The organism is Dyadobacter sp. NIV53 (genome assembly GCF_019711195.1).
Lineage (GTDB): Bacteria > Bacteroidota > Bacteroidia > Cytophagales > Spirosomataceae > Dyadobacter.
Map to the genome: position 1 here is coordinate 3,691,525 of NZ_CP081299.1, position 21,889 is coordinate 3,713,413.

20 protein-coding genes and 2 pseudogenes are annotated in these 21,889 nt (G+C 40.0%); 14 read left to right on the forward strand and 8 right to left on the reverse strand.

The genetic code is table 11. The features are described 5' to 3' along the window. Positions 1-257: 257 nt before the first annotated feature. Positions 258-1,508: a sialate O-acetylesterase gene (locus KZC02_RS14970; RefSeq protein ID WP_221394819.1), complete on the forward strand. Its 1,251-nt coding sequence runs from the start codon at positions 258-260 to the stop codon at positions 1,506-1,508. A 341-nt stretch (positions 1,509-1,849) separates the two neighbouring features. Beyond that, positions 1,850-2,251, forward strand: a complete 402-nt coding sequence (locus KZC02_RS14975; RefSeq protein WP_221394820.1) for a T9SS type A sorting domain-containing protein — start codon at positions 1,850-1,852, stop codon at positions 2,249-2,251. Here KZC02_RS14975 and KZC02_RS14980 read toward each other — a convergent pair. Together KZC02_RS14980 and murB are read right to left on the reverse strand one after the other, a co-directional pair. After that, positions 2,237-3,301 (reverse strand): hypothetical protein, encoded by a 1,065-nt coding sequence (locus KZC02_RS14980; RefSeq protein ID WP_229254356.1) that lies wholly within the window; start codon positions 3,299-3,301, stop codon positions 2,237-2,239. The two genes, KZC02_RS14975 and KZC02_RS14980, sit on opposite strands and share 15 nt — an antisense overlap. Before the next feature lie 169 nt (positions 3,302-3,470). Continuing rightward, the gene (murB, locus tag KZC02_RS14985) at positions 3,471-4,487 is read right to left on the reverse strand and encodes a UDP-N-acetylmuramate dehydrogenase (protein WP_221394822.1); all 1,017 of its coding nucleotides are present in this window, start codon (positions 4,485-4,487) and stop codon (positions 3,471-3,473) included. 355 nt (positions 4,488-4,842) lie between these two features. On the opposite strand from murB, the gene KZC02_RS31845 reads away from it, so the two are divergent. After that, a complete protein-coding gene (locus KZC02_RS31845; RefSeq protein WP_229254357.1) occupies positions 4,843-5,157 on the forward strand; it encodes an SPOR domain-containing protein in 315 nt (104 codons plus the stop codon). Between the two features lie 55 nt (positions 5,158-5,212). Further along, complete coding sequence (gene gmd, locus KZC02_RS14995; protein WP_221394823.1) at positions 5,213-6,325, forward strand: GDP-mannose 4,6-dehydratase; 1,113 nt, start codon at positions 5,213-5,215, stop codon at positions 6,323-6,325. 84 nt (positions 6,326-6,409) lie between these two features. On the opposite strand, the gene KZC02_RS15000 is transcribed toward gmd, so the two are convergent. Then, positions 6,410-6,829 (reverse strand): thioredoxin family protein, encoded by a 420-nt coding sequence (locus KZC02_RS15000; protein ID WP_409014266.1) that lies wholly within the window; start codon positions 6,827-6,829, stop codon positions 6,410-6,412. A gap of 214 nt (positions 6,830-7,043) precedes the next feature. Here KZC02_RS15000 and yihA point away from each other — a divergent pair, with 214 nt between their 5' ends. The 5 genes and pseudogenes from yihA to KZC02_RS15025 all read left to right on the forward strand — a co-directional run bounded on the left by yihA (position 7,044) and on the right by KZC02_RS15025 (position 11,281). Further along, positions 7,044-7,655: a ribosome biogenesis GTP-binding protein YihA/YsxC gene (gene yihA / locus KZC02_RS15005; RefSeq protein WP_221394825.1), complete on the forward strand. Its 612-nt coding sequence runs from the start codon at positions 7,044-7,046 to the stop codon at positions 7,653-7,655. Positions 7,656-7,802: 147 nt separating this feature from the next. Then, on the forward strand, positions 7,803-8,327 hold the full coding sequence (locus KZC02_RS15010) for a DUF5606 domain-containing protein (RefSeq protein WP_221394826.1): 525 nt from the start codon (positions 7,803-7,805) through the stop codon (positions 8,325-8,327). 89 nt (positions 8,328-8,416) lie between these two features. Next, a complete protein-coding gene (deoC, locus tag KZC02_RS15015; RefSeq protein ID WP_221394827.1) occupies positions 8,417-9,076 on the forward strand; it encodes a deoxyribose-phosphate aldolase in 660 nt (219 codons plus the stop codon). Continuing rightward, the gene (locus KZC02_RS15020) at positions 9,073-10,194 is read left to right on the forward strand and encodes a glycosyltransferase (protein WP_221394828.1); all 1,122 of its coding nucleotides are present in this window, start codon (positions 9,073-9,075) and stop codon (positions 10,192-10,194) included. Before deoC ends, KZC02_RS15020 begins: the two co-directional genes overlap by 4 nt. Before the next feature lie 141 nt (positions 10,195-10,335). Further along, a pseudogene (locus tag KZC02_RS15025) lies at positions 10,336-11,281 on the forward strand (3-oxoacyl-ACP synthase III family protein). Between the two features lie 125 nt (positions 11,282-11,406). Here the strand turns inward: KZC02_RS15025 and KZC02_RS15030 are convergent. After that, a complete protein-coding gene (locus tag KZC02_RS15030) occupies positions 11,407-13,401 on the reverse strand; it encodes a M1 family metallopeptidase (protein WP_221394829.1) in 1,995 nt (664 codons plus the stop codon). A 138-nt stretch (positions 13,402-13,539) separates the two neighbouring features. Here KZC02_RS15030 and meaB point away from each other — a divergent pair, with 138 nt between their 5' ends. The 4 genes from meaB to KZC02_RS15050 all read left to right on the forward strand — a co-directional run bounded on the left by meaB (position 13,540) and on the right by KZC02_RS15050 (position 16,684). Beyond that, a complete protein-coding gene (gene meaB / locus KZC02_RS15035) occupies positions 13,540-14,520 on the forward strand; it encodes a methylmalonyl Co-A mutase-associated GTPase MeaB (protein WP_221394830.1) in 981 nt (326 codons plus the stop codon). A 141-nt stretch (positions 14,521-14,661) separates the two neighbouring features. After that, positions 14,662-15,147: a lipocalin family protein gene (locus KZC02_RS15040; RefSeq protein ID WP_221394831.1), complete on the forward strand. Its 486-nt coding sequence runs from the start codon at positions 14,662-14,664 to the stop codon at positions 15,145-15,147. Positions 15,148-15,461: 314 nt separating this feature from the next. Next, positions 15,462-16,334 (forward strand): diacylglycerol kinase family protein, encoded by an 873-nt coding sequence (locus KZC02_RS15045; protein WP_221394832.1) that lies wholly within the window; start codon positions 15,462-15,464, stop codon positions 16,332-16,334. Positions 16,335-16,348: 14 nt separating this feature from the next. After that, a complete protein-coding gene (locus tag KZC02_RS15050) occupies positions 16,349-16,684 on the forward strand; it encodes a translation initiation factor (RefSeq protein ID WP_221394833.1) in 336 nt (111 codons plus the stop codon). Positions 16,685-16,795: 111 nt separating this feature from the next. Here KZC02_RS15050 and KZC02_RS15055 read toward each other — a convergent pair whose 3' ends face one another. Both KZC02_RS15055 and KZC02_RS15060 read right to left on the reverse strand, forming a co-directional pair. Further along, positions 16,796-17,251: a hypothetical protein gene (locus KZC02_RS15055; protein ID WP_221394834.1), complete on the reverse strand. Its 456-nt coding sequence runs from the start codon at positions 17,249-17,251 to the stop codon at positions 16,796-16,798. A 67-nt stretch (positions 17,252-17,318) separates the two neighbouring features. After that, positions 17,319-18,559: pseudogene (locus KZC02_RS15060) on the reverse strand (ABC transporter permease). Positions 18,560-18,784: 225 nt separating this feature from the next. Between KZC02_RS15060 and ggt the strand changes: the two are divergent. Further along, positions 18,785-20,551 carry a gamma-glutamyltransferase gene (gene ggt, locus KZC02_RS15065; protein WP_221394835.1) on the forward strand — a complete coding sequence of 589 codons (1,767 nt, stop codon included), beginning with the start codon at positions 18,785-18,787 and terminating at the stop codon, positions 20,549-20,551. Between the two features lie 40 nt (positions 20,552-20,591). On the opposite strand, the gene KZC02_RS15070 is transcribed toward ggt, so the two are convergent. Both KZC02_RS15070 and KZC02_RS15075 read right to left on the reverse strand, forming a co-directional pair. After that, positions 20,592-21,098, reverse strand: coding sequence for a cupin domain-containing protein (locus tag KZC02_RS15070; RefSeq protein WP_221394836.1), 507 nt, complete (start codon positions 21,096-21,098; stop codon positions 20,592-20,594). Positions 21,099-21,115: 17 nt separating this feature from the next. Then, positions 21,116-21,862: a DeoR/GlpR family DNA-binding transcription regulator gene (locus KZC02_RS15075; RefSeq protein WP_221394837.1), complete on the reverse strand. Its 747-nt coding sequence runs from the start codon at positions 21,860-21,862 to the stop codon at positions 21,116-21,118. Positions 21,863-21,889 lie beyond the last annotated feature (27 nt).

Below are 21,889 nucleotides of genomic sequence, written 5' to 3' on the forward strand. Positions count from 1 at the left end.
ATCAAATCTTAATTTCAGACTCTTGTTAAATCAAAAATATGTCTTTATTATTTCACATTCAAAGCTTCTGTTTTATTTTCATATTGACTATGTAAACGTATATTCTTGAAGTCTGGTTTGCAAGAAATCCTTTTTGTTATATCTATGTGCGAAAACCACTAAAATTCTGTTTTATTATGATAACAGGCGGTTGTATAATAGATTTGTTATTTCTGCAACGCCTGTAATCATTACAGCAACACACACTATACGGTTTTATGAAAAAAATTATACTTTTATTCAGCCTGATACATATCAGCTTCGGACTTTCCTGTGGCTTTGCGCAGTCAATTGGAATTGTAACTTTCGACAATTTGCCCGCTGATAAACAGCTTTTTGGAAGAGATAGCCAGAGCGAGGCAGATATAAAAATTTCAGGTAAAATTGAAGCTTCCGGTTATGCCTATGTATCCGTTGTAAAATACAGAAATGCAATAAGAACAGGTTATCAAAAAATGAACCTGCAATACAGTGCCGCAGTTGCACCTTTTAGCACTTCCTCGAAAATAAAAGCTGAACTGGCTGAATATTCTTTTGAAGTCTATGCATGTAAATCTGCAACCGATTCCAGCCTGATTGTACGCAGGGATGACATTGTTGCCGGTGATTTTTATATTATTTATGGCCAGTCAAACGCTGTCGCATGGGAAGTCGATTATACATATAGAAATGAATACTGCCGCACTTACGGATCTCTGGGAGGAACGAGCGTAAACTGGGGACTATCAAACGACCTTACACCACGTGTAGGCATTTTTGGTATCGAATTTCAGCGAAAAGTAGCCGAAAAATACCAGATTCCTACCTGTGTGATCAATGGGGCACTTGCAGGAGCTTCTATTCAGGACCTCTTGTCCAGAAATGCTAATGATCATTCGGATGCCTCAACTGCGTATGGAACATTACTGCATTATGCCAAACAATCAGGATTGTTACCTTATCTGAAAGCGATATATTACTGGCAGGGAGAAAATGAGGCCGCATCCGAAACACCATTGGTATGGGCACCGCGTTTTGACCAGATGGTTGCGCAATGGAAAGAAGATTATCCAATGGCAGAAAAGATATACGTTTTCCAGTTACCTCTTTTTGGAGGAGGTGCCTACAATGATAACATTGGGATTTTTAGAGAACAGCAAAGAACTTTAAATCTCAAATATCCGATCATACAGCCATACGCCGCCTTGGGCGCACCTAGCTGGAACGGGTTTCATTACGGATTGGAAGGTTATTTAAAACTTGGCCAAGAGCTTGCTGATATGGCTGGTTTTTATCATTACAAAAAAAAGGAAAAAATCACCTCTCCCAGTCTTCAGAAAGCATTTTATTCAACACCTGAACGGGATGAAATAACTTTGGTGTTTGAAGATTACCAGCAAATGGTTTATCCCAATGATACCATTGCGGCAAATATTGAAGGAAGCCAGGAACCAGTATCTACATATGCTGTGAAAGATTTTTTTATTTAAATAAAGTTTGGCAAAAACTCCGATCGGGAAGAGCAGAAGCGAATAAGATCATTTTGAATTTAAAGGAAGTTGGCAACGACTCTTTGATAAAATATTTGCCCTCTAAATATCATTACTCAGGTCTTTTAAGCGCTCCCTGGGTTTATATCGGTCCATTTTTGAGAAATAAACAAGGATTCAGGGCATTTGCTTTTCATCATAACAAAATTTTTCCCTACCCGAATTTTGGAGATGTAGCACTTAGGGCTTCCGAAAATAAGAGTAAAATTGTACTTAGTTGGACTAAATTGTCCAATGTTACGGGCTATATACTTGAAAGGTTCAGCACTGATTCCCTATAGATGCACGATATCATTTATTTACCAAACAACCAAAGCGAGTATATCGATCAGTCAGCACAGAAAGGAATTGCATATACCTATCAGATAAGAGGTTATACCAATGAAGTGGAATCTGCCATTTCATTGGTTATGATTACGAAACAAAGTGATGATGTTGTGGATGATTCCGGTATAATCGTTTATCCCAATCCTGCCTTTGATATAGTAAATGTAATTTCGGATTTAAACACAATTAATCAGATTGACATATTTTCCAGTGCCGGTATACGCTTAAATAGAATTACTTATCCGAAAAAGAATCTAATCCACCTGCCCGTTGGCGATCTCGTAACAGGAATATATTTTCTTAAAATCCAAATAGGAGATCAATCCATCACAAAAAAAATATCAATAGCGAAGTGACGGCTTAGGTTCTTTTCCAGTTTTCGAGAGCGACCAGTAATTATCAAACATTGCCAGAAACCACAATGCCATGATCATGGGCAAAGAATATTTATCCCAGGAAAGTTGTGCTTTGCCCAGTAATAATACATTGATCACAACGATACAGCTTGCGAGGTTAAAATGAGGAGAAACAAAACGCATCAATGTAATCAGCATTAAAAACCCGAAACAGATCTGCTTGATAAAACCGGTTATTCCGACTGTCATAAAAAGCTGATCAATATAACCCAGATATGGCCATGTAAAGTAAGGATTATATGCTTGCCTGGCCGGGGAAAAGCTGATTAAGGCGATGACGATAATTACGAATGTTATGAACAATCGCGGATAATTGCGCGGATAATCCATAAAATACCTGAGTTTTCCGGTGATCAGGACTTCGGGAATTACATAATACACAGCAAGGCAGACGCAGGAATAAATTACGTATCCAAAATTGTAAACAACTAACTTATCAGAGTCATAATGCTGCTGAGCCATAACTGCCGCAGGTGCCGGTCCGTGCCAGAGCAAAACCCATGGAACAATACTGATAACTGCCACAGAATAATAGATCCAGGTTTTGTCCAAGAATAAGTTCTTCCAAAATTGTTTTAAACCTGAACTCTTTTTTAATAATTCAAGAAGTTCATAACCCGCAATAGCGGCCGGAAACGCGAGCATATATTGTCTGCTGCTTACTGCTGCTATAAAAAATAAGGCTCCTAATGCATGTGATCGTTTGATATAGGCAACAGTTCCTGCCAATACAAAAATCATTGCAAAAATGTCTGTATAATAGTATACGCTGCACAGATAATAATTCGGGAAGGCAATTAATCCGGCAAGGCATAAGAAAAAGCGCCTGGAATTGTCTGGTGCAGACCACACAAAAATCATAAGCAGCAAAAAGCTTATACTGTATGTTAGTAAACGGAGATACTGAACATTTTCACCAAAAGCACTCATAACCCAGCCCCCTAAAATAAAAGGTACCGGTGTATTCAATTCATTATAACTCTTGAGCAAATCCAGGGAGGGCAGGGGTTCTTTACTAAAAAAAACAGCCGTTGGCAAATAATGAAATTCGTCCTGATATAAGGGTCCGCTGAAATTCTTTTTTAGAAAAAAAATGGCAATGAAAATTATTAAAAGTACTAATGAGGTATAAAGTTTTTTTGAATACATATAACTTGTTTTAAACAAAATTAACCTCTGCCGATAAACGGATCCCAAATTTATGTTCAACAGAATCCTGAATTTTTTCTGACAGCATTTTTATATCTTGCCCGGTTCCTTCACCATAATTAACCAAAACCAATGCCTGACGTTCGTGGACTCCTATCTGCCCTTCGCGGTAGCCTTTCCAGCCAGCCTGTTCAATAAGCCAGCCAGCAGGTACTTTAATTTTATCATTTCCAACAGCATAACCTGGCACTGTTGGGAAAGAATTTTTCAATAATTCAAACTGTGATTTTTCTATTTCAGGGTTTTTAAAAAAACTTCCCGCGTTTCCGATTTGTGCCGGATCGGGCAATTTGCTTTGCCTGATATGAATGACAGCATTGCTAATGGTACGTAGTGAAACATTTGCAACATTCATTTCCTGCAATGTCTTTTTTATGTCACCGTATTCAATATTAAAAACCGGCTTTTTATTTAGCCTGTAAACAACTCCGGTAATGATGTACTGATCTTTCAGCTCTTTTTTAAAAATGCTTTCCCTGTACCCAAACCGGCATTCTTCCCACGTGAAAACACGGACTTCGGCAGTAGTAATAGAAATGGCTTCAACGGTTTCAATCACATCTTTTATTTCCACTCCGTAAGCTCCGATATTCTGCATGGGAGCAGCTCCGGCTGTTCCGGGGATCAAGGACAGGTTTTCTATACCTGCGTATTGACTGGCCACACAGTACATAACCAGGTCATGCCAAACTTCACCAGCACCTACATGAAGCCATACGTGGTCGTCATTTTCCCTTATTTTTTCAATTCCTTTAATATCGGGATGAATTACAAGGGCGTCGATATTTTTGGTAAGCAAAATATTACTTCCTCCACCCAGAATAAATTTTGGAAAGTTGTTCCAGTTTTTGTCTGTTAATATAACTGCCAGTTCATCAACTGACTTTGCTTCCACGAAGTATCTGGCTTCCGATTCCAGGCCAAATGTATTGAGGTTACGAAGCGATACGTTTTGTTGGATTTGCATTGACTGTTTTTATTACTTGCCGCAAAGTTAGGTATTACATTCAAAATAGTGTTGAATTGGTGATTCTTCCAATTTTGGTTAAGTTTGTAAGCTCAATATGAATCGTTCCGAATATGCTGCCTGAAAAAAGTTTTTTTTTATGGACCTTATTATTAGGCATCCTTACACTATCAGGCTGTAGCAAAAAAATCTGTCCAGTTCTTCCGGTTCTGAATATCGTGAAGATTTATCCTCGATAAGGCCCCGGTTTGAATATATTGAACCTGTTTTTGACAAGAAAACCGAGACTGTAACCGCTCCTGTAAATTCGAGCGCAGGCAATGACAAACCATTGTATGTAAACAAAAGGCTGGAAATGGTTCTGGACACCATGTCCAAACAAAATAAATCTATTCGCTATATCAGTGGTTACCGGATTCAGATTTATGTAGGAAACGTAAGACAAGAAGCAGATGCTGCAAAATCTTACGTTTACCAGTCTTTTCCTGACCTGACACCATACGTTTCTTACTCCCAGCCAACATACCGCGTGAAAGTAGGCGACTTTATGTATCGCAGCGATGCCGAGCAATATCTGGATCAGATCAAAGAGCAGTATTCTTCTGCTGTGATCCTGGCAGACAGGGTTGAGATTAAAAAAAGCCTGATGCTGAGTTCCGGCGAACAGTGATTGCACTTAACTGATTATTATCAATTCATAAATTTCTATACATACTTATTTCATAATGAAAAAGGCATTAATTACGGGTATTACCGGGCAAGACGGGGCTTATTTGGCAGAATTACTTTTGAGTAAAGGCTATGAAGTCCATGGTATCAAACGCAGAAGCTCTCTGTTTAATACACAAAGAATTGATCACATATACGAAGATCCGCACGAAAGGAATGTTCGCTTTCATTTGCACTATGGGGATTTGAGTGATTCTACTAATATTATCAGGATCATTCAGGAAATCCAGCCTGATGAAATCTACAATCTGGGTGCTATGTCACACGTTCAGGTAAGTTTTGAAGAACCTGAATATACAGCCAATGTAGACGGAATTGGTACGTTGCGTATTCTGGAAGCGGTTCGTTTGCTTGGACTGACCAAGAAAACTAAAATCTATCAGGCATCTACTTCAGAACTATACGGATTGGTTCAGCAGGTTCCACAATCTGAAACTACTCCATTTTACCCGCGTTCTCCATATGCAGTTGCTAAGTTGTACGGTTATTGGATTACGGTAAATTATCGTGAAGCTTACGACATGTTTGCGGTGAACGGTATTTTATTTAATCACGAATCCCCATTACGCGGAGAAACTTTTGTGACACGTAAAATCACACGTGCCGTTGCCCGTATTGCATTGGGATTACAGGATAAAGTATATCTGGGAAATCTTGATGCTCAGCGTGACTGGGGTCATGCAAAAGATTTCGTAGAAGCAATGTGGCTGATCTTGCAGCAGGAAGTTGCAGAAGATTACGTTATTGCAACCGGTGTAACTACCAGAATCCGTGATTTTGTAAGAATGGCATTTGCTGAAGTAGGTGTTGAACTGGAATTTTCGGGCGAAGGCGCAGGTGAAATTGCAAAAGTGGTAAAATGTAACAATCCGGGCTTCCAGATTGAAATCGGAAAAGAAGTTGTAGCTGTTGATCCACGTTATTTCCGTCCTACCGAAGTTGAATTGCTGATCGGCGATCCGACAAAATCAATGACTAAATTAGGCTGGAAACCTAAGTATGATTTGAAAGCATTGGTAAAAGATATGGTTACTGCAGACGTGACTCTATTCAAAAAAGACCAGCTTCTGGAAAGCAGCGGCCACCGCGTTCCAAATTACTACGAATAAGAAATATTCATACACCATATAAAAAATAACCCTGAGGTAATGATATTCCTCAGGGTTATTTTTTATAAATGCTTGAACTGATATTTACATAGCAGAATGCTGTGAAATCTTTTTGCCGATCTTAATCAGTGTTTCTGGATTTTGGTAGCCGGTTACCTGTTCAACCATTTTTCCGTTAGCATCTATAAAAAACAATGTTGGATAACCTTCTAATGGATACTTTTTTGCCAGCTTAGGCCCTTCGCCACTTTCCATGTCAAATTTTACGTTGATAAAATTCTTATTGAAAACATCGGCCACATCGTTACGTGTAAAAACATTTTTCTGTAACAATTTGCACGGCCCGCACCAGGTAGTATAAGCATCAAAGAATATAATTTTTTTCTCCGCTTTCGCTTTTTTCAATATTTCGGACCAGGAGCCAGATGTAAACTGTATTCCGGTATCCTCTTTTTTGGTTTCCTTTTTACCTCCGTCGAAAGCATTCGCAACCGAAACGGTCATGATAAATGCCAGAATAAAAAATGCCTTTTTATAAATTTTCATGATTTTTGATTTTGTAACGGCTTGAATAAAAACATAACGAAAATAGTGCTTTGTTTTGTTCTAATAAAACAATTCTTTTTCAATAGTTTACAAATTAAGGCCTTAAACTGCTCGCTTTTCGTAGCACTTAAAAAGAATAAGTACCTTTGCACCCAAAATAACCGGATACAAGATGAAAATTCAGGAAGCGAAATACGTGATGAGCAATTCAGATTATGAAAAATGCCCTCCTCCTGACATGCCTGAGTATGCGTTTATTGGCCGTTCCAACGTGGGAAAATCGTCGGTAATCAATATGCTTACCGGAAAAAAATCTCTTGCCAAAACTTCTCAGCAGCCTGGCAAAACCCAGTTGATCAACCATTTTGAGATTAATAATGCGTGGTATCTCGTAGATTTACCTGGCTATGGTTATGCCAAAGTAAGTAAAGCAGAGCGCGAGAAATGGGAAAAGATGATCGGCGATTACCTGCATAACCGCGAAAACCTTGTTTGTATCTTTGTATTGGTTGATATCAGGCACAGCGCATTGGCCGCGGATCTGGAATTCATGGCAGGACTTGGAGAAGCCGGGCTTCCTTTTCATATTATTTTCACAAAAGCAGATAAACTCAAAGCTTATCAGGTTGACATTCAGGTGGCTGCTTACTCAAAAAAACTAGCAGAACTTTGGGAAGAAATACCACCTCTTTTTGTAACTTCTGCTGAAAAAAATGAAGGAAGAGAACCTATTCTTAAGGCAATAGAAACTTATAACGATACGTTTTCAGCAAACAAGAAATAATTATGGTTGTTTGCGGATCAATCTTTCCGTTATTTTGCGGGAAATTTGCCAGATCCAAAGCTACCTGGAAGTGATCATTTGCCATCAGAACCTGGCTAATGTGTATGGTGGAGAAAAAATTAACAGAAAACTAACAGCAGAGAAAGAATGAGTGATAAAGTAGAGGCAACCGGAATGGATTTGTTGAAAGAAATAGCCAACGTTTCTGGCAAAGGCGGTTTATTCCGCATTTTAAAACCAAGTCGCGCAGGTGTGATAGTAGAAAGCCTGGATGAAAAACGTGAAAAAACATTGATCGGACCTACTGCACGGGTATCTGTATTAAAGGATGTTTCTATTTTTACTGATGGCGAAGAGGAATCAGTTCCTCTGGCTGACGTTTTCCTGAAAATTAAAGAATTACACGGAGAGTCGATAGATTTACAGGCGAAAACTGCTTCAGACAAAGATTTTATTGAATTTTTAAATAAAATACTTCCTGATTTTGACAGATCGAAAGTATATATTTCCGATATCAAAAAAATTATCACCTGGTATAACCTGTTGTCAAAATACGTACCAGAATTGTTCGTAGAAGCTGCTGCTGAAGCAAAAGAAGAAGTTTCTGAAAATGCTGCATTGGATACTGCCACAGTTGATACAGAAGTAAAAGAAGAAACTACAAAAGCATAAATTAGTAAGAATTTCAGTATCATATTAAAAGCCCTGTCGGTTAGACGGGGTTTTTGCATTAGCCCGATGAGCCTTTTTAAGTAATATAGATGACAAACCTTTCCTCTTACATTGATCATACCCTGCTCGTTCCCACTGCCAGGGAAACCGATATCAGGAAACTGTGTGAGGAAGCCTGGATTCACCAGTTCAAAGCTGTTTGTGTTGCTCCGACTTATGTTGCTTATACGAAGGAAATGCTGGAATTCTGCCCGATCAGGATCGAAATTGCCACGGTAATCGGGTTTCCAATGGGTTACTCAACTACTAAAACAAAACTGGCCGAAGCACAGGATGCATTGAACAACGGAGCTACTGAGCTGGATGTGGTGATCAATGTCTCTCAGTTTAAATCAATGGCATACTTAAGCGTTAGGGAGGAAATCCGTCAGTTGACAATGCTGGCGCACGAAAATAGCACGCTCATTAAAGTAATTATTGAAACGGCTTACCTTGATTCCTTTGAATTATATACCGCTTGTGAAATTTGTGCTGAAGCAGGAGTTGATTATGTAAAAACATCAACCGGATTCGCCTCAAACGGCGCTGAAACAGATACTGTTCGTAAAATGAGAACGATACTACCGGCAGAAATCAAAATTAAAGCATCCGGAGGAATCAGGTCATATGAACAGGCAATTGCTTTTGTAGAAGCCGGTGCTGACCGCATCGGAACTTCCGCCGGCGTATACATCGTAACTCAGGCATGACACAGCGGGTACTACTTCTTAGCAGTGTGCATCCGGCCACAGACCCACGCATTCTTTACAAGATTGCGCCTTCACTTGCGCCGTTTTATGAAGTATTCTGTGCCCTACCAAATGCCGGTCATTACGAAACCCAGCCTGCTGTTACCATGGTCCGGTTGCCTGAATTTAAAAGTTTATTGTTCAGGATTATTTTTACACACCCTGTTTTACTTTGGAAATGTATTCGTTTACGCCCCGATCTGGTACATATATTCGTCCCTGAACTTATACCGATTGCTTTTTTCTTCCAATGGCTCGGCGCACAAATTATTTACGAAGTACAGGAAAATCTGTATAAAAAATTCCAGATCAAACAATATAATAATCTGGCTGTATTTCAGGCTTTATTCCGGTATTTTGATCACGCTGCCAGAAGAAATTTTTACTGCATTTTTACCGAACATGCGTATTTGAACGAATACCAAAACCTGGCCTTACCGTCAGCCGTTGTTCATAACTATGTTTCGTTGCCGTTTATTGATGCCTGTTCACGACAATCCATTACCTCATCTCAGGTGCCAACGTTTTTCTATTCAGGTGTTATTTCCATGGAAAGATGTTTTGATACGCTGGTAGCAGCATTGGTTATCCTGAAAAGAAAGCACCAACGCTTTCATGTACATTTGTTCGGGCCAGTTCGATTCAGTCAGGATGAAGCCAATTTATTGCCGGGATACGAACGCATCAGCCAGCATCTGACTTTTTATGGATATACTGATCTGCGGTTGGCCGTTCCATTTGCGCAGGAATCTCTGGCCGGAATTGCCTTATTAAAGCCATTAGCTGATTATCCCGATTCTTATACGACAAAGCTGTTTGAATACATGGCATTAAAATTGCCTGTCATTACATCAGATTTTGCGCTTTATAAAGACGTCGTAGAAAAATCCGGATGCGGTTTCTGTATTTCTCCTTATGATTCAGGCACGCTGGCAGAAACGCTGGAATGGATTATTGATAATCCTGCAGAAGCCCTGGAAATGGGCAATAATGGAAAAGAAGCCGTGAAAAACCATTACAATTGGAAAACTGAACAAAAAATTCTTTTATTATTTTATAAATCCATACTCAGGCCTTAAAATTATAACTAACCGAACAATTAGATATAATTTTATTAGTTTATTCTTGAATTGTTCAAATATTAAGTACTACGTTTTCTACGAAATATTTAACTTTCGGAATTAAATTGAATCTCAGTGTGCGGAGCCAACTTCTCAACCATGTATATTAATACTATAAGTCATTATTTGCCAAGCGAAGTAATTGGTAATGAATATTTTACGAATCTCAATAATCTTTCTGACGAATGGATTGTGGCACGTACCGGAATTTCAGAACGCCGCAAGGCTTCCAGCAGACGAAAATACCGCTACTATGGCTATGAAGGCCGTGGAATCTTTGCTTGAAAATATTCCTTACAGCAAAAATGAAATTGATCTTATCGTAGGCGGTACTTACACTCCTTATGATACTATTGTAACACTCGCACACGCAGTTCAGCACCAACTTCAGATTCCCGATATACCTGTTGTTACTATTTCCTCAGCATGTTCGTCACTTCTCAATGCCATTGAGATCGTGGAAGGATATTTTGCTCTTGGTAAAGCAACAAAAGCGCTTGTAGTGGTTTCGGATCAGAACACGGCTTATTATAATGAAATGGACACGGTTTCAGGCCACTTGTGGGGCGATGGCGCTTCGGCCATGCTGATTTCAAAAGAAAGGCAGACCGAATCGGATATGCAGATTAAAAAGATTATTACCGGAGGAGCTGCAACCAGCGGGAAAGCAATAGAAGCCGTTGTGCTGCGCCCTAATCACCGCGGGGTTGTGATGCCTCATGGCAGGGATGTTTTTCAGAATGCGTGTATTTATATGCCAAAAGTAAGTCAGCAGGTTTTACAGGATTGCGGACTGACAATTGATGATCTGGATTATCTTATTCCGCACCAGGCCAATCACCGTATTAGTTTGAATGTTATTAATACTTTGGGAATTCCGGCTGAAAAATTGATTTCAAATATTCAGTATTTGGGAAATACAGGCTGTGCAGGCTGTGCCATTGCATTATCGGAAAACAGGGATAAATTTAAATCAGGAGAAAACATTGTAGTTACTGTATTTGGCGGTGGTTATTCATACGGGGCAATGCTGATTACGGTCTGATTTCTGCTCTGTTATTTTTAATAATATAAAAAGCCTTTAAGCTCTGAATCACAATCAGAGTTTAAAGGCTTTTTTATGGAGTTCTTACAATTTATTTCCGCTTGTTAAAGGCTGGAATCTAAAAACTAGTTCACTTCCGGTTCTGAAATTTTCATTGGTTTCCAAACATTGTTTTCCGGATTGATATCAGGCAGGCTGTGATCAGGATCAATGGTTACAGAGCGAATTGGCTGCTGTGTGGATGCACGGAAAGTCCAGCTTCCACCACGTTGCCATATTTCCACCGGCAGCTGTACACGCGTTTTTTTACCGCTTACTTCTTCAATATCTATTTGTACAGGCATCGCCCACTGATTCAGGTTTTCAATCGTTATAATAGAACCCTTCTCAGGATTTTGCTCAACGTAAGTTACATCTTTAACGCCCTGGTCAAGCTTGTAATTTTCAAAAAACCAGCCTTTCCAGAACCAGCCTAGATCTTCTCCCGCTGCATCTTCCATAGTACGGAAGAAATCATACGGTGTAGGATGTTTGAAAGCCCAGCGCTGCACATATAAATGAAATGCATAATCGAAACGGTCTTTACCAAGCACCTGCTCTCTTAACATTTTTAATCCGAGCGCTGGTTTGTGGTATGCCTCCCATCCAAGATTTGCAGGCTGTACCACATCAGGTATAGTCATGATAGGATCTGCCTTGGGACGGAAAATGATAGGCGCAAGGCGATGCAGATTGTTCATTTGTCTATTCTTGTATTCTCCGTTATTAAAGTTATCTCCTGACAGGAAATTGATAAAAGTATTAAATCCTTCATCCATCCACGCATATTTGCGTTCGTTATTCCCAACGATCATAGGAAACCAGTTATGCCCGAATTCATGGTCAGTTACTTCCCAAAGATCATCTTTTCTGCTTTGGCTGCTGCAAAAAACGATTCCAGGATATTCCATACCACCTACGATACCAGCTACATTGGTTGCTACCGGATAAGTAAATTCATGGATATAAGAAGAATAAAATTCAATACAGCCTTTCACATATTCCGTTGAGCGCCCCCAGCCATCCGCGCCGCCGTCCTCAGCAGGATAGGCAGATTGTGCCAAAGCTGTTTTTCCGTTAGGAAGGTTCATTTTAGCCGCATCCCAGACAAATGCTTTTGATGTTGCCCACGCAATGTCGCGGGATTGCGATATTTTGAAACGCCATGTCAGTGTTCCGGATTGTTTTGGCCTGCTGGATGGGTTCGTAACCTCCTCAGCAGTACGGATCATCACTGTTGCATCGCTTTTTGCTGCATCTGCCAGTCTTTTTCTTTGTTCGGCTGTCAGTACCTCAGCCGGGTTGGTTAATTCACCTGAGCCAACAACAATGTGATCCCAGGGAACGGTAACATTATATTCAAAATCACCATATTCCAGATAAAACTCTCCTGCTCCAAGGTAAGGAAGCACGTTCCAGCCTTCAATGTCATCAAAAACAGCCACTCTCGGATACCATTGCGCCATTTCATACACGATACCGTTCTTAGTTTCCAAAGTACCCATACGGTCTGCTCCGTATTCAGGAATTTTGAACGAATAAGCAATTTTTATTTTGATCACATCTCCGTTTGCTTTCAAAGGAGTTGCCAGGCGAACCTGCATACGGGTATCAGTTACCGTGTAGTTTGCATTTACAAACTTATCTTTTCCGTATTGCACCATGACTGATTTCAGGGAATCGCCACCGCTGAATCCCGTATTACCAAAACGGCCACCGGTTACAGGCGTCGTTTTACCTCCTCTTGATTTTTCGTTGAAGGTATTCTGATCCAGTTGCAGCCATATAAATTCCTGGTTTTCAGGACTGTTATTTTTATACGTAATCTCTACATCACCGCTGATCATCCCTTTTTCTTCTTCCAGGGCAACGTTAATTTTATAGTCGGCACGGTTTTGCCAGTATTTTGGACCTGGTGCGCCGCTTGCTGAGCGATATTCATTACCTGGCTGGAAATTAAATAATGGATGAAAAAGTACGTGTGCATCATACTTTACCTTGTCGGCATCCTGGGCAGAAGCCACCGAAAAACCAAGACAACATACAGCAATGATGCCTAAACAAATTTTTGAAATTTTCATTCGAAAAGTGATGTATTGAAAAGATGTTATTTTAAACGAACAATATACAGGATTTAGCGTTTTTTCAGATTAAAAAGTTTCATTTTTCATAGTCAATACCGACTTTTACAACCTGTTCCTCTAAATCTTAAGCAGTTCATGCGCCAGCGACTTTCAATTGATGATTACACCAATGGCATTTTTTCTGGTGACCGTTTTGTACTAAGCCGCGCTATAACCATCATTGAAAGCAGACTTTCCCAGGATCGCAATCTCGCTAAACTGATACTCAAGAATATATTGCCAAATACAGGAAATTCCCTGAGAATCGGGATTACCGGGATACCCGGTGTTGGAAAAAGTACGTTTATTGAAGCGTTGGGCAAACATATTACCTCCCTGGGAAAACAGGTAGCCGTACTGACCATTGATCCATCCAGTAAAAAATCGGGTGGGAGCATATTGGGAGATAAAACCAGGATGGAAAGACTTGCACATGATCCATTGGCTTATATCCGTCCATCCGCTACCAATTTGTCACTTGGTGGCGTTGCGCGTAATACAAGGGAAACCGTTTTATTATGCGAAGCGGCCGGCTTTGAAGTAATTATCGTTGAAACTGTCGGTGTCGGACAGTCGGAAACACTGGTAAAGGGTATGACAGATTTCTTCCTGCTGCTTATGCTTGCAGGTGCTGGTGATGAATTGCAGGGAATTAAAAAGGGAATTATGGAAATGGCCGATGCAGTTGCAATTAACAAAGCAGACGGATTAAATAAAATGGCAACGGATCTGGCTGTGCATGAATACAAAAATGCGCTTCATTTATTTCCCAAATCGGATTCCGGATACATTCCTCAGGTAATTTCCTGTTCGGCAATGGAAAATACCGGGATAACCAACATCTGGGAAATCATTAATGATTACCAGCAAACAACAAAACAAAATGGCTTTTTTGAAAAAAACCGCCGGCTTCAGAACCTGGATTGGATGTATGAGCATATCCGGCAAACGCTGGAAACGATGTTTTACGAAAAGCCCGCTGTCAGAAAAAAAGATTGGTACAATAGAAAAAACAGTGAGTGCGGGCCAGGAATTGCCTATTGCAGCAGCAGAAAAATTGCTAAATCTTTTCTTTGAAAAAAAAGCTTAAACTGATAACTGCTAGCCTGTTCCATTTCCGAATTTTGTTAAAAATCTTAACTAAATGCAATTTTTAAAGTAATTTTAAGTCATTAAAAAACGTTTTTGAAAAACTAATCAATTCACCACTCTAATCTTATGGCTATTCACAATCTTTTCAGTAAAACTATTTTCCTGATTTTCCTTTCGTTGGCTTTTGTATTGACTTCCTGTAAAGATGATGACAAAGAGCCTGAAACAGTTGATAACAATGAGATCGTAGGCAAATGGGAGCTTGAGTCAGCCACTCCAGAAACGGCTGGAACAAATATCCCTGCGTTAGCTTTAATCCCTGTTGCAGCTCCTTGTGCTTATGACCTGAAATTCACTTTCTTATCCAACAATACAGTTACTGCCTCAGATTGCGAATCTGCCATTGCAGCATTATCAACATTTGGCTATCTGACTGTGGGACAGGCTACAACATGGAAAGTAGAAAACAGTACGCTGACTTTGACCAATGGAACAACCACACAATCGTTACCAATCAAACAAAACGGCAACACAATGACGCTCACTGTCAATACCAATACAACCGGAAGTGGTGCAGCTGTTAATGCGCTTTTATTATTCAAAAGACTTTGATATAAAATTTTCATATTGATGGCAGCCGGATGTATTATTTACGTCTGGCTGTTTTGTTATTGGCATGTGAAAAACTTAAAGACCGGTTTCTCACATTTTTTTTGGATTTTTGCAAAATGAATTACTGTATAATCTTTCAGTATAATTTATAATGGTTGTAAGCTGCTACAAACCCAATAAGCGCATTAATTATGAGTAAGTTTGATGATTTGTTCAAGAAACTGGATCGGCAAAAGTATCCTTTTATCGATGGTCTGTATTATTTGTTCATCATCGTTTTTATTCTTATTCTGTTCCTTTTCTTTGCTTAATTCGTGGGTGATTATCTTTTTATACTTAATCCGACGTCGGGTACGTCCATTGGGCAAAATGTTGATGCTGTGGCAAAAACCATCGATACATTTTCTCACAAATACGGAAATAAAGCGCATATACTTTTTACCGAGGCAAGGAGCCATGCAACAGAACTGGTTGAAGAAAATTTAAAATCAGAAAAATGGAAAGCCATCGTGGCAGTCGGTGGCGATGGTACTGTAAACGAAATTGCACGGCCGTTAGTCAACCATTCTATTCCAATTGGCATATTGCCGCTTGGTTCCGGAAACGGGCTTGCGCGCCATCTTGGCCTGCCACTAACACTGGACGCTTCCCTGAAAAGACTATTTGAAGGAAATCCCATAACTATTGACAGCGGCCAGCTAAATGATATTCCTTTTTTCTGCACTGCCGGAATGGGATTTGACGCTTATGTTGGCCATTTGTTCAGCCAGCAAACGCAGCGTGGATTTGCAACTTATGTTCGTGTTTCGTTTAAAGCTTTCTGGGATTACAAACCACAATCATTTTTGGTCAATGGAACAACCACTGAGGCATTTTCGCTGACATTTGCCAATGCAGGACAATTTGGTAATAATGCCTGGGTAGCACCGCAAGCAAGTTTACAGGATGGATTTCTGGATATTTGCACCATTAAGCCATTTCCTGCATGGTTCGGAACTTCACTGGCCTATCAGCTTTTCACCAAACAATTAAAATCTTCCAGATATATTTCATACCAAAGTATTACCGAGGCTGTAATAGAAACAAAAAAACCACCCATAATACATTACGATGGCGAACCATTCCAACTCGATACTAATTTGATTAAAATAAAGATTAATCCTCAAAGTCTGAATGTAATTGTTTAAATCATTTAACCATTATGTCGAAAAAAAACCGCTCCGGAATTGTATTCTCTACCAACCCGGAATTCGAATATAACGATGCCGGAGAAGACGAACCGGAAACATTGGCACCCGCTCAGCAAGATCTGCGCATTTGGCTTGACCGCAAAGGTGGCGGTAAAGTCATTACCATTGTAAAGGGTTTCGTTGGTAAAAATGATGATATGGAAGCACTTGGCAAACAAATAAAAACATTGTGCGGGAGTGGAGGAACTGTAAAAGACTACGAAATCCAGATACAGGGCGACCATCGTGACAAAGTGATTACCTGGCTGTTATCGAAAAATTATAAAGCAAAAAAGGCGGGAGGGTAAAAAGGGTTAAAAGGTTAACGGTGAAAGGAAGAAAAGGGACAGAAGGAGAAATGGCTCAAACCTTTCATCCTTCGTCCCTTTCCTCCTTTAACCATTAACCTTTTACCCACTTTATAAAACAGCGTTCGTATCTATTTCAGTAGGAGCGGGTATGGTAGCTGGTGCAGGTGTGGCTGGGAAATTGTTGGTACTTCTGCCACTTTGCAAAACTTCAACTTCCGTTACAAAATACTTGGTGTCTCCATTCCAGGGAAGTGTAAAAAATTTCTGTTCGTATGTTAATGAAACGCGATGTCCGTTCTGAATGGCTTCTTCCAGTTTCGCAATAGCGCCTTTGTTTTTTGAGCTCACTGAGAAAATCCATTTGGATGAGTTCATAGTACCGTCGCCTTCGCTAAGGCCGCCCATTCTTAATTCGCCCTCGTAGGTTTTAAATAAATATCCCTTGTTACTCAGTTGAGTTACAAATCCGCCCCGTTTGCCTTCACTGTAATACCCAAATGTGAGGTAATATAAAATTCCGAAGATGATAGCCAGGAATATGAAGAATATGACCCATTTACGCATAATTTCTAATAATATAAGGTTATGATTTAAAGCGAACTTCGTAAAACAGTTTGGTTTTTCCTAGTTATTATTTTGCCCGGATTGCAATTACAGGATCCATTTTCGCCGCCAGCATCGCCGGAATGATCCCCGACAAAATACCAATAACACTGGAAACCCCTAATCCAAGTATAATATTACCAGGTGTCAAAATAATCTGTAATGATCCCATTTGCATGAATGATAATAAGTATACCAAAAATATGCCAAACAGGCCACCCACCAGACTCAGCATAATAGCTTCAAAAAGAAACTGGAAAAGTATAGAATAATTTTTTGCACCCAGTGATTTCTGGATTCCGATCAAATTGGTTCTTTCTTTTACAGAAACAAACATAATATTAGCAATACCGAATCCGCCAACCAATATTGAAAAGCTGCCGATTACCCACCCAGCTACCGAAAGAACCGCAAAAAGCCCGGCAATTGCCTGTGCTGCAGCCTCAGGCCGATTTAATGAAAAGTTATTTCCATCACGTGGTTTAATTCCTCTTTTGGTACGCATCAGTCCTGTGATTTCAGCCTCTACTTCTTTCATGCCCTCATCCTCAGGAAATCCTTTTACAACAATAGTTGCTCTTCGTCTTCCTGATTGAAACAATTTCGAAAATGTGGCAAATGGAATGATACATTTTTTATCAGGACTGCCTCCAAAGTCTACCAGACTTTCACCCTTTTTTTCTGAACTCCTATAATTACAAATTTATTTCCTGCCAGTTTAAATACTTTTCCAACAGCTTCCTGTCCCGGAAAAAGCGCCTCTCCAATATCAGCACCCACTACCGCCACATTCCGTGCCCCGGATGATTCTATCGGCATAAAATAGCGGCCATTGTCAATAGGAATATCAGTGATCTGATTATAATCATGAGATACGCCCTGAACCTGCCCCTGAATACTGCTTGATCCATTTTTTAACGTTATATCTCCCCGGGAATCTATTGCAGCTATTGCACTCGCACTTTCGAGGTTGTCATTTAAGTATTTATATTCCGTATAATTAGGTTCAGGCCACTGAAAATATTTCCACCATTGAAATTCACCATCAAAAATCCATGGCCATTTCTGGACATAAATCACCTTATCCCCGATAAAACTCATGCTGTCTTTTACGCTTCTTTCCAGCGAATCGACAATAGTAAATACTGCGACTATGGCAAAAATACCCACAGTTACCCCCAGCAAAGACAGTATTGTTCTGGTAAGATTGGATTTAAGTGCCTGCCAGGCAAATCTAAAACTTTCCCATATCTGGCGTAATAATTTCATAGTAGCGGCAATTGTATTTAATCACTAAAACATTAATCCTGAAAAGTTAACACGAATGCATAATGCTCCGATATAAATTAGGATAAAAGGCATTAAAACCATTTGAATAGCCGGTAATAATTAAGCCATTGACAAATTTTGAAGGAAAATTTAAAAAAACGTATATCATATCATTCCTATTATCTAGATTTGGTAAATTACATCACAAACAAGGATACCATAAACATGAAAATTTCTTACAGGCTTATTTTGCTTCTTGGTACAATATCAGGCTTTTCACACGCACAAACACCGGTTAAAGAATCAACAGGATTTTACCAGTTCCCCTCAGACGACCCTAATCAAAAACCATTCTATAGTGACCGTAAAGGTGTTATTGCAAAAAATGGAATGGTTGCGTCCGGTCATCCCGATGCTTCACGCGTTGGTATTGAAATATTGAAAGCCGGCGGAAACGCAATTGATGCAGCCATAGCGGTTCAGTTTGCACTGGCCGTTGTACATCCTTCAGCCGGAAATATAGCAGGTGGCGGCTTTATGGTATTGCGGGATAAAACCGGAAAAACAAGCAGTATTGATTTTCGTGAAAAAGCACCCGCAAAAGGATTCGCAGATATGTACCTGGACAAAGCCGGCAACGTAATTCCTGATGCAAGTACATTAAGCAGGTTAGCGTCTGGCGTGCCGGGCTCTGTGGACGGAATGGCTGAAGCGCACGCAAAATATGGCAAATTACCCTGGAAACAACTTTTTCAGCCAGCTATTGACTTCGCTATAAAGGGAGTCATCCAAACGGAAAGAGAGGCCCGCGGGTTAAATGCAATCAAAAAAGATCTTCTGAAACTGAATCCCGGCACTAAGTATTTTCAGAAAAAAGACGGGACCGAATGGGCCACCGGCGACAAACTGGTTCAGAAGGATTTGGGAAAAGTATTAAAAAGTATTCAAAAAAATGGTCGTGATGGTTTCTATTCAGGTAAAGTAGCCAAACGGCTGGTGAAAGATATTAATCAGAATAAAGAAGGAATTATCAGCAAAAAAGACCTGGCTGAATACCATGCAAAATGGCGGGAAACTATCATAGAAGATTACAAAGCCTATAAAGTAATTACCATGGCGCCGCCGTCCAGCGGAGGTGTTGCATTGGCCCAGTTAATGCATTTGCTTGAAGAATTTCCGCTTCGTAAATGGGGCTGGAACAGCGACTCAACTGTTCAGGTGATGATTGAAGCCGAACGTCGCGTATATGCTGACCGGGCTAAATTTCTGGGAGATCCTGATTTTGTAAAAATTCCTGTTGAAACATTGGTAAGTAAAAACTATTTGCAAAAAAGATGGAGCGACTTTTCATGGGATAAAGCTACCGACAGCAAGAATGTTAGCGGTGGAGTTCTTCCCGGTTACGAAAGTCTGGAAACAACACACTTTTCAGTTGTTGATAAAGAAGGCAATGCGGTATCTGTAACCACTACTTTAAATGGAAGCTATGGCAGCCGGGTTGTTGTTAAAAAAGGGGGTTATCTTATGAACAACGAAATGGATGATTTCAGTGTGAAACCGGGTACTCCTAATATGTATGGGCTTGTTGGCAACAAAGCTAATGCCATTGCTCCCGGCAAACGCATGCTTTCGACAATGACACCTACTATAATTGAAAAAGACGGCAAATTGTTCATGGTTGCAGGAACTCCGGGCGGTTCTACTATTATTACATCCGTTTTGCAAACAGTCCTGAACGTAATTGAATATGGCATGACCATGCAGCAGGCCGTAAATGCATTGAAATTTCACCACCAATGGCTTCCTGACCTGACTACCTTTGAAACCAATGCATTTTCGCCCGCTACTATCAAAAAACTGGTAGATAAAGGTTACATACTGGAACAGCAACGCAACACGATAGGCCGCATGGATTGTATCCTTGTTACACCTGATGGCTGGCTCGAAGGTGGATCAGATTCACGCGGAGATGATCTGAGTGTGGGTTATTGATCAATGAATTGAGTGATTATTGCAAACTTTTTAAAATGATTCAGGAAGAAGTTAATTCCTGGATCATTTTTTTATGCTGGGGAAAAGAGTTTTCTAATGTTTCCCTCTTTGCCATTTCAAAATCTTCAAAATCAAATCCGGGAGCCACTGTGCAGCCAACCAGTGAATAGGTGCTGTCAACAGCCGGACGTGACCCAAACCAGGTTCCGGCTGGTACAACTGCCTGGAAAGTTTCGCCATTATCCGGATCTGAGCCCAATTTTATAATTTCCAGGTTTCCGGTTTCAGGATAAATTACAAAAATATCCAGCGCTTCGCCAGCATAAAAATGCCACATTTCATCCGATTTGATTCTATGAAAAGCTGAAAAATCATTCGCTTCCAAAAGAAAATAGATTCCCGTAGAAAATGCCCTGTTTCCTGTAAATCGTTCAGGTAAAGCACCCTTATCAATATCCGCGGATGAGCGATACGTTTCCGCATAATAACCTCCTTCCGGATGCGGCAGCAGATTGTATTTTTCTATCCAGTAAGTGGCTGGTTTCATTTTATTATCAAGATTGATTAAACTAAAACGCGGATTCCTTTTTTCTCCAATTTAGGTATTTGATCCGTTTTTTTATCAGTAATTAACACATTTACCAAAGTTACCGGTGCAAACTGCAAATATTTATCCTTTCCAATCTTTGAAGAATCACAGAGTAAATAAGTGACATCAGCATGCGCAGCCATGGCTCGTGTAATGCCGGCTTCCAGTTCACTATGCGCGCTCAGGCCATTTTCTGCCGATATTCCGTCTACACCAATAAATGCTTTATTTGCACGATAACGTGCAATATGTTCCTCGGCTATTTTTCCATGAACAGCCAACCTGTCTTTATCTATTTCGCCACCAGCCAGATTAACCTTTATTCCTGAACCCATTAGTTCGTATATAACAGGTAATGAATTGGTTACCACTCTTATTTCTTTGTGTTTGATAAACTGGCATAAGCGAAATACTGTGCTTCCACAATCCATAAAAATAACATCCCCATCCGCAATTTCCTGAGCGGCAAGACGGCAGATATGGTCTTTTGCCTCAATATTAGCAGCTACTTTATTTTTAAAATCAAACGGCGTTTTGGTTAACTCAACTTTCATTGCGCCACCATGTGTACGATAGATTAAGCCGTCGGCAGCCAGTGTTACCAGATCGCGGCGTACTGTGATCTCGGAAGTACCAATTTGCTCAGCTAATTCCCTGACATTCACTTCACCAAGATCTTCTACCAAATTTAAAATTATGTTTTTTCTTTTTTGAAAATTCATATCTCATTGTATATTTGTTCAAAAATA

Bases quoted from the DNA above. Each gene is read 5' to 3' on its own strand.
- KZC02_RS14970 (WP_221394819.1), top strand. From the start codon at position 258: ATGAAAAAAATTATACTTTTATTCAGCCTGATACATATCAGCTTCGGA.
- KZC02_RS14975 (WP_221394820.1), top strand. From the start codon at position 1,850: ATGCACGATATCATTTATTTACCAAACAACCAAAGCGAGTATATCGAT.
- murB (WP_221394822.1), bottom strand. From the start codon at position 4,487: ATGCAAATCCAACAAAACGTATCGCTTCGTAACCTCAATACATTTGGC.
- KZC02_RS31845 (WP_229254357.1), top strand. From the start codon at position 4,843: ATGGTTCTGGACACCATGTCCAAACAAAATAAATCTATTCGCTATATC.
- gmd (WP_221394823.1), top strand. From the start codon at position 5,213: ATGAAAAAGGCATTAATTACGGGTATTACCGGGCAAGACGGGGCTTAT.
- KZC02_RS15000 (WP_409014266.1), bottom strand. From the start codon at position 6,829: ATGACCGTTTCGGTTGCGAATGCTTTCGACGGAGGTAAAAAGGAAACC.
- yihA (WP_221394825.1), top strand. From the start codon at position 7,044: ATGAAAATTCAGGAAGCGAAATACGTGATGAGCAATTCAGATTATGAA.
- KZC02_RS15010 (WP_221394826.1), top strand. From the start codon at position 7,803: ATGAGTGATAAAGTAGAGGCAACCGGAATGGATTTGTTGAAAGAAATA.
- deoC (WP_221394827.1), top strand. From the start codon at position 8,417: ATGACAAACCTTTCCTCTTACATTGATCATACCCTGCTCGTTCCCACT.
- KZC02_RS15020 (WP_221394828.1), top strand. From the start codon at position 9,073: ATGACACAGCGGGTACTACTTCTTAGCAGTGTGCATCCGGCCACAGAC.
- KZC02_RS15030 (WP_221394829.1), bottom strand. From the start codon at position 13,401: ATGAAAATTTCAAAAATTTGTTTAGGCATCATTGCTGTATGTTGTCTT.
- meaB (WP_221394830.1), top strand. From the start codon at position 13,540: ATGCGCCAGCGACTTTCAATTGATGATTACACCAATGGCATTTTTTCT.
- KZC02_RS15040 (WP_221394831.1), top strand. From the start codon at position 14,662: ATGGCTATTCACAATCTTTTCAGTAAAACTATTTTCCTGATTTTCCTT.
- KZC02_RS15050 (WP_221394833.1), top strand. From the start codon at position 16,349: ATGTCGAAAAAAAACCGCTCCGGAATTGTATTCTCTACCAACCCGGAA.
- KZC02_RS15055 (WP_221394834.1), bottom strand. From the start codon at position 17,251: ATGCGTAAATGGGTCATATTCTTCATATTCCTGGCTATCATCTTCGGA.
- ggt (WP_221394835.1), top strand. From the start codon at position 18,785: ATGAAAATTTCTTACAGGCTTATTTTGCTTCTTGGTACAATATCAGGC.
- KZC02_RS15070 (WP_221394836.1), bottom strand. From the start codon at position 21,098: ATGAAACCAGCCACTTACTGGATAGAAAAATACAATCTGCTGCCGCAT.
- KZC02_RS15075 (WP_221394837.1), bottom strand. From the start codon at position 21,862: ATGAATTTTCAAAAAAGAAAAAACATAATTTTAAATTTGGTAGAAGAT.